The sequence below is a fragment of the Micromonospora sp. S-DT3-3-22 genome (assembly GCF_015354745.1).
Classification (GTDB): Bacteria; Actinomycetota; Actinomycetes; order Mycobacteriales; family Micromonosporaceae; genus Micromonospora; species Micromonospora wenchangensis.
In genome coordinates, this window is the sequence record NZ_JACGMO010000256.1 from 1 (window position 1) to 2,298 (window position 2,298).

Below are 2,298 nucleotides of genomic sequence, written 5' to 3' on the forward strand. Positions count from 1 at the left end.
CCGGCGACGCCGCCGCGTCCGGGCCGGTGCTGACCGCCGCCAGCGGGTCGACCATGCCCCAGCCGTGCTCCGGGCTCGGGCTCGACCGGGTGCCCGGGTCGGCCGTGGTGGCGATCCGGCGGGCCACCTGGACGGCGTCCGCCCCGGGCAGCGCCGTGCGGACCAGCGCGGCGACACCGGCGACGTAGGCCACGGCGTACTCGGTGCCGGTGCGGGACCGCGGCGTGGTGGCACCGACGGCGAGCGTCGGTACGTCCAGGCCGGGCGCGGTCACGTCGACCCCGCCGGCCGGGTACGCCAGGACGGGCCGACGGTCGGGGCCGACCCCGGCGACCCGGAGCAGCCCCTCCTGGGCCGGTGCCGGGGTGCCGTCGGCGGTGGCGGCGGGGGCGACCACCACCACGTCGTGCGCCACGGCCGACCGGACGGCCTCGGTCACGGCGGGATCGGTGAGTTTCGTGTACCCGCCCAGGGCCACCACCGTCGCGCCGGCCGAGACGGCGACCTCGATGCCGAGGGCCGTCCGCTGCGGATCGGCGTCGGTCGCGTCGGCGACGATCCGTACCGGCAGGACCGCCGCCTCGGGGGCGACGCCGACCACCGGTGGTGCGGGTGAGCCGGTGCCGGGGGCCGCCGCGATCACACTCGCCATGGCGGTGCCGGTGCCCAGGCAGTCGGTGTCGGCGCGGGCCTTACCGGTGATGACGTCCGAACCGGGCGCGACCCGGCCGGCGAGGGCGGCCAGTTCCCCGTCGATGCCGGAGTCGACCACCGCCACCAGCGCCCCGGCACCCGTGCTGTGCGGCCAGGCGCGCGCCGGGGACAGCTCCGGGTCGACCCATGGGGACCCGCCGTCGCCGGAGACGGCGGCGACGCAGCCCGGAACGCCCGCGCCGGCGGCGGGCCGGCCCGGCTTCGCCGTCGGGGTGTCCGCCGGCAGCAGGCCGTAGCGGACCTCGTCGCCGGACGCGTCCCAGGGCAGCACCAGCAGCCAACCGGGGGACAGCCGCTGCCCGACGGCGGTCAGGGCCCGGCCGTCGGGCTGCCGGCGGCCCTCGTTGAGCCGGTAGACCTCGTCGGCCCGGTCGGGGTCGGCCAGGAACCGGGCGGCCACCCCGGTCAGGTCCGTCACCGCGCCCTCGGACCCGCCGTACACCGTGTAGTACTTCACGTACGTCGGGGGCGGTGGCGGGGCCGCCCGGGCCGGGGCGGGCGGGGCGAACACCAGCGCGCAGGTCACCATGAGGCAACCCAGGGACCGGGTCCAGGACACCAGCAACCGGCTCATCCACCGTCTCCTCGTCACCAGCGGGCATCGGCCGGTGGGACGCCCCGGCCCGGCGGGGCCGTCCGACGTGGCACCCCGGGACCACAACGGCGCGCCGCCGGTCACGGTTCACCCGGGCCGTGGGGAAACCGGCCACCGGTCACGGCGTACCACCGTCAGCAGGGGACCCGTCGCCGTGGGCCGCACCGGCCGGGGCGACGGCGGCGACGGGGTCGGGCCGGGCCGGGACGTCCGGCCGGACCGTCACCGACCAGCGGGCCCGCAACGCCCGGCCGACGACGATCGGCACCAGCCGGTGCCCGGTCAGGGCGGCGATCCGGCGGGCGAAGGCCAACTCGGTGCCGGACAGGGCGGCGCTGCACAGCACCCCGGTACCGTCGGGCAGGTCCGCCTCCCCGGTGGGGAAGGCCGCCCGGCGGACCCAGCCGTCGGGCAGGTCGGGTCCGAACAGGTCACCGATCACGGTGACCGTGTGCCCGGCGGTGTGTACCTGCTCGGCGAGCGTCCGGGCCCGGTGCCGGGCTGCCTCGACCGGGCCGGTGACCGTGAACACGTCCGAGGTGCCGGCCAGGTCGACCCAGAGCGCCCAGCCCTGCCGGTGGCCGAGCCGGACCGGCAGCCGCATCGACGGTCGGGGTTGCGCCGGGATCTGCCAGGCGTGGTGCGGTTGCCCGCCACCGGCCGCCACCCCGGGCACGCGGACCACCAGGGTGCCGGCGGGCGAGGTCACCTCGGTGTCGAGGCCGCCGTCGATGCCCGGCGGCACCGGGCCGGCGTCGGGAACAGCGGCGGTACGGCCCGGATCGGGCTGTGCCGCGGCGTCGGCGCGTACCACCGGGTCTGCCGGCGGGGCGGACCGGTCCACGGGGGACGGTCGGCGCGGTGGGCCCGGTCGTGCCGGATCCGGGGTTCCGGCCGGCACGGCGGTGGGGGCACCGTCGACGGCCGGGTCGACGTCGGTGGCCGGATGCGGGGCGGGCGGCACCGCGCCGCCCGCCGTGAGGGCGAGC

Annotated in this window: 1 protein-coding gene and 1 pseudogene; both read right to left on the reverse strand. The window is 78.9% G+C overall.

Annotated features, from left to right (window positions below; genetic code table 11):
* The coding region (locus H1A17_RS33945; protein WP_194823805.1) for a S8 family serine peptidase at window positions 1-1,288 on the reverse strand (1,288 nt) is incomplete at its 3' end.
* Between the two features lie 139 nt (window positions 1,289-1,427).
* Window positions 1,428-2,298: pseudogene (locus H1A17_RS33950) on the reverse strand (hypothetical protein); the annotation flags it as partial.